At 70.7% G+C, this 4,379-nt stretch carries 5 protein-coding genes and 1 pseudogene; 3 read left to right on the top strand and 3 right to left on the bottom strand.

The features are described from left to right. A partial coding sequence (locus VIP82_RS04355) for a sulfatase-like hydrolase/transferase (RefSeq protein WP_331906057.1) occupies positions 1-961 on the bottom strand: 961 nt, incomplete at its 3' end. 202 nt (positions 962-1,163) lie between these two features. Between VIP82_RS04355 and VIP82_RS04350 the strand changes: the two genes are divergently transcribed. The 3 genes from VIP82_RS04350 to VIP82_RS04340 are packed head-to-tail and all read left to right on the top strand — an operon-like array spanning position 1,164 to position 2,043. After that, positions 1,164-1,631 (top strand): DUF6325 family protein, encoded by a 468-nt coding sequence (locus VIP82_RS04350; protein ID WP_331906056.1) that lies wholly within the window; start codon positions 1,164-1,166, stop codon positions 1,629-1,631. A gap of 1 nt (position 1,632) precedes the next feature. Further along, positions 1,633-1,794 (top strand): hypothetical protein, encoded by a 162-nt coding sequence (locus tag VIP82_RS04345; protein WP_200941720.1) that lies wholly within the window; start codon positions 1,633-1,635, stop codon positions 1,792-1,794. Between the two features lie 12 nt (positions 1,795-1,806). Further along, positions 1,807-2,043: a PLDc N-terminal domain-containing protein gene (locus VIP82_RS04340; protein WP_331906055.1), complete on the top strand. Its 237-nt coding sequence runs from the start codon at positions 1,807-1,809 to the stop codon at positions 2,041-2,043. 64 nt (positions 2,044-2,107) lie between these two features. Here VIP82_RS04340 and VIP82_RS04335 read toward each other — a convergent pair whose 3' ends face one another. After that, positions 2,108-3,865, bottom strand: a complete 1,758-nt coding sequence (locus tag VIP82_RS04335) for a PHP domain-containing protein (RefSeq protein WP_331906054.1) — start codon at positions 3,863-3,865, stop codon at positions 2,108-2,110. Positions 3,866-4,024: 159 nt separating this feature from the next. Continuing rightward, a pseudogene (locus VIP82_RS04330) lies at positions 4,025-4,379 on the bottom strand (LLM class flavin-dependent oxidoreductase); the annotation flags it as partial.

Raw genomic sequence — 4,379 nt, 5'->3', positions numbered from 1 at the left:
ACCCGGCGTACACCTCCATCTGACGCTCGAGCACCGGCTTGAGCACGTCGGACATGTCGTCCCACGCCGGGATCTCGTCGTGACGCGGGGTGAGTTCGGCGTCGGCGGGGATGACGCCGAGCTCCTTCTGCCGCGCGAACGTCGCCTCGCGCTGCGCGTCCCAGCCGCCGGCGAACTTGCCCTTGTACTTGTCGGACCACTCGGTCGGAACGTGGTGCGGGGCATGCGTCGCACCGGGGGCGAAGTACATGAAGAACGGCTTGTCGGGCATCAGCGCCTTTTGGGTGCGGACCCAACTGACGGCGTGATCGGCGAGGTCTTCGGTGAGGTGGTACCCCTCTTCAGCCGTCGTCGGCGGCTCGACCGGAGTGGTGCCGTTGTACAGAGCGGGCTCGTACTGGTTGTTCTCACCGCCGATGAAGCCGTAGAACGTCTCGAAGCCGCCGCCGCCCGACGGCCAGGCGTCGAATGGGCCCATCGGCGACGACTGCCACACCGGTACCTCGTGGCATTTGCCGAACTGCGCGGTCGAATACCCGTTGAGCTTCAGGGTCATCGCGAGCGGCGCCTTCGTGTTCGGCTTCAGCGAGCTGTTGCCCGGTGCCGAGGTCGCGGTCTCGGTGATGCTGCCCATGCCGACCGAGTGATGGTTGCGCCCGCTGAGCATCGCAGCCCGGGTCGGCGCGCACAGCGCGGTCGTGTGGAAGCGGTTGTACTTCAGCCCGCCGGCAGCGAGCTTCTCGGCGTTCGGGGTCTGGCACGGCCCGCCGAACGCGCTCGAGGCGCCGAATCCCACGTCGTCGAGCAGCACGATCAGGACGTTCGGCGCACCCTCGGGCGGCAGCAGCGGCTCGATCGGCGGGAACGCCGTGTCGGGGTCCTTCGCGTCGTAGGTCGTGAGTCCGTGCGGGGGCCGATCCGGAATCGGCAGCATGGTGCGGGCGTGGCGATCTGGCTTCATGACATTCCCCCGTGTCGTGGTGCTGCGGCATCCGGCGACGCCGCCATCGAGCTCGCGCGGCGAAGCCGTGCGACCCGATCACGGTATCGAGCGCCGAGCGAGGCCGAATCACCCAATGTGGGTGATGCCGCTCGGTGCACCCTCGACGACGCTGAGACGGTGACCGCGAAAGCCGGTCGCTCAGCCATGGATCGGAGCCAGAATGACGGAGCAGGCACTGGATGGACTCGGACCGGTCGACTACCTGGTCATCGAGTTCCCCGCGGGAGAGGCGGACTTCACGGGCGAGATCGCCGAGGAGCTCGTGCGTCTCGTGGAGGCCGGCACGATCCGGCTCATCGACGCGATCGTCCTGACGAAGGACGCAGACGGCTCGGTCGACGCGGTCGAGTTCGAAGACCTCGAAGACCTGGGCCCGCTCGTCGCGCTCGAGGCGGAGCTCGCCGAGCTGCTCGCCGCGGACGACGTGGAGCAGCTCGCGAACGCGATGGAACCCGGCAGCGTGGCGGGCGTGATCGTCTACGAGAACCTCTGGGCCGCACCGTTCGCCGCAGCCGCTCGCCGGGCCGGCGGCCAGCTGATCGCGAGCGGGCGCATCCCGATCCAGGCGATCATGGCCTCGCTCGAGGCCGACGAAGCCGACGAAGCCAACGAAGAAGAGGGAGCCTGACATGCTGAGAGCCGCACGAATCGGACGCGTCGGCGTCGTCGGAGCACCGGTCGCGAGAACGGCGGTGGTCGCCGCCGCCGTGACCCCCGGGCCGTCGCCGATCGCGAAGGCCGCCGTGGTCGGCGCCGCCGTGACCCCGGGGCGCCGGCGACGCCGCATCTGACCGGGAGCGACCATGTCCATCTGGGACTACGTGACCGTGTTCTTCTGGGTCTACGTCGGAATCGCGTGCCTGTGCATCATCGTCTTCCTGATCGTCGACATCTTCCGAGACGAGACCCTGAGCGGGTGGGCGAAGGCGGTCTGGGTCGCATTCCTCGTCGTCTTTCCGTTCGTCGGCTCGATCGTCTACCTGATCGCGCGCGGCGGCGGCATGTCGTCCCGCGGCGGAAATCAGCCGATGCTCGCCTGAGGGCGGCCGAGCGAAGGCGGAGCGGGAGCGGTGCGCGTGCACCGCTCCCGCTCGTCACGACGGATCAGCGCACGTCGACGAACACCGGATTCGCGTAGAACCAGGTGTCCTGCCAGGGGTCGCCCTCCCCATCGCCGTGTCGCAGCGGGCCGCCCGGATCGACCGTGGCGCCGTGGTACCCGGCGCCCTGGCGCTTGCCGTCACTGCCGCGGAAGCGCACGTAGAACGGCCGGTCGACGTCCTCGAACACGTGCGTCAGCGTGAACGTGCCACGCCTCGTGGTCGTGTCGAACCGCGCCGCGACGCGGGTCTCCGGTGCGCGCACGGTGTCGGGGTCCGCAGACGCCCCGGTGACCGGACCCGAGATGAGGTCGACGTGCGCGAGCTGCGGCACGATGCCCGCGGCGTTGGCGTAGTCGGTCGTGGTGACGGTGATCGTCACCTCCACGTCCTGCCCGCGCCGGGCGGCGACCCGGCCGCCGAGGGTCACGCCGGTTCCAGCCGCATTGCCCCAGCCGCTGCCCGCGCCGTTGCCGCGTCCACGACCCTTGCCCGGCATCGTCGCGCGCACACGCACGTCGAAGCCGTTCAACAGGTGCCCATGGTCGACCCACATCCGCCCGAGGCGCATCGCCTGCAGCACTCCCGTGTAGCTTCGCGTCGTGACGCCCGTGTGCAGTCGCGAGAACTGTCCCGGCCAGAAGTCGCTGCCGCCCTGCGGGGCCCCGGTGTCGACGGGATCGGGTCGCTTGCCGAGCACGGCCCATCGGTCGAACTCGTTCGGGAGGCTCGCGTAGGGCTCACCCTGAGGGTAGGCACCGGTCACCCAGGTGTCCTTGACCGTGAGGTGGTTGTCGGAGTTCGACGTGATCCAGAACGGCTTGCCCTCGGCGAGCATCGCGTCCCACAGGCCGCCCACCGTCGCGGTCGCCCAGTCGAAGCCGCCGTACGGGCGGTAGGCGTCGGCCGGGAACCCCGGCCAGCTGTCGGCGCGCGGTGCGTTGGTGTATTCGCCGCGCTGGTCGCCCGCGTGGGTGTTCTGGCTGATCGCCGAGCCCTGGGCGCCGGGCGCGCCCTCCATGCCGATCATGATCTCGGGGTCGGCGTCGCGCCAGGCGCGCAGCTCGTGGGGCGAGTCGATACCGAGTCGCAGCGGGTGGTTCGCCAGCACGACGGCGTCCTCGATGAGTCCGCTGCGCTTCTGCGCGCCGAGCCAGGCGATGGCCTCGGCGGCGCGGCGCTCCCACTCGGCCTGCTGCGCGGCATCCGCCGGTCGCTCCCAGCGGTTGAGCTTGCCGTCCCATGCCAGCTCGAACGCGCGCAGCACACGGGCGGAGTCGTGACCGGGTGCGACGAGCACTGAACCGTGCTCGGCCGCGGGGATGTACCACTCGAGGCCCTGGAAGATCAGCAGGTCGCGGGCGTCGCGCTCCTGCTGGATCTGCTCGAGCGACGAGAACACGCCCCGCTCCGCGTGGGCGAAGTTCGCGTGCTCCGTGAAGGCGAGCCAGTCGACGCCGTAGCGCTCGGCCGCGTCGAGCTGCTGGGCGAGGCGGTACTTCGCATCGTGGCTGAACTGGGTGTGCACGTGGTGGTCGCCGACGAGCCAGCTGAGGGCGGGGTCGTTCGCGCTGCCGCGCGCCGTTCCGAGTGCGCTCGCCGGGGCCGCTCCGGTCCCGAGAGTCTGCGCACCGGTCAGTGCACCCGCGGCGAGCACGATGCCCGCGGTGCGCAGCATGTCGCGGCGTGAGAATCCGAGCCGCGCGAGCTCGGCGTCGGCGTCGTGGGGCTCCGTGCAGTCAGGGGCGTGGGGGTCGCACATGGTCGTTCGCTTCTCCAGTCGTCGGGGGACGCCCGTACGGTAGAAGCGGCAGATGGCGGCCAGGAGAACGCGCGGTTGACGCGGCGCTGCACCGGGTCGACCGGCGAGCGAACGAAAACGGAGGCGTGGCGCTCATGACGGCGGGCCGCGCCCAGCCGGTCAGCTCGCGGCGGATGCGCCGTTCGCGAGCAGCCCGTTCGCGAGCAGCTCGAGGGTCTGCTCTCGCCCGGGGGTCGCGTCGAGGGGTTCGCCGTCGTAGCTGCCGCCGATGGGGGCGAGCATGATCTCGTCGATGCCGTGCCGCGCCGCGAGGGTGCGCAGTTCGGATGCCGCGGTCGCGGGGTCCGCGATGATCCATCGCCGCTCCATGGCGGCGATGAGCTCGTCGCCGATCGAGTCGGCGGGCGCGGCGAGCGCCTCCTCGACCGTCTCGAGCGGCCGCATGGGTCGGTTGGTGCGGAGCCGCGCCATCGAGTGCAGCTGCGGCAGCGCGCGAGCGCGCGCCTCTTCGGTG

Origin of the sequence: Microbacterium sp., assembly GCF_036566905.1 — a bacterium.
GTDB lineage: Bacteria > Actinomycetota > Actinomycetes > Actinomycetales > Microbacteriaceae > Microbacterium.
The sequence above is the reverse complement of the archived record's forward strand: the minus strand, read 5'-3'. Positions and strand labels throughout refer to the sequence as shown.

What these genes read in the sequence shown, in the direction of transcription:
- VIP82_RS04340 (WP_331906055.1), top strand. Translation starts at nt 1,807, where the DNA reads ATGTCCATCTGGGACTACGTGACCGTGTTCTTCTGGGTCTACGTCGGA.
- VIP82_RS04345 (WP_200941720.1), top strand. Translation starts at nt 1,633, where the DNA reads ATGCTGAGAGCCGCACGAATCGGACGCGTCGGCGTCGTCGGAGCACCG.
- VIP82_RS04335 (WP_331906054.1), bottom strand. Translation starts at nt 3,865, where the DNA reads ATGTGCGACCCCCACGCCCCTGACTGCACGGAGCCCCACGACGCCGAC.
- VIP82_RS04350 (WP_331906056.1), top strand. Translation starts at nt 1,164, where the DNA reads ATGACGGAGCAGGCACTGGATGGACTCGGACCGGTCGACTACCTGGTC.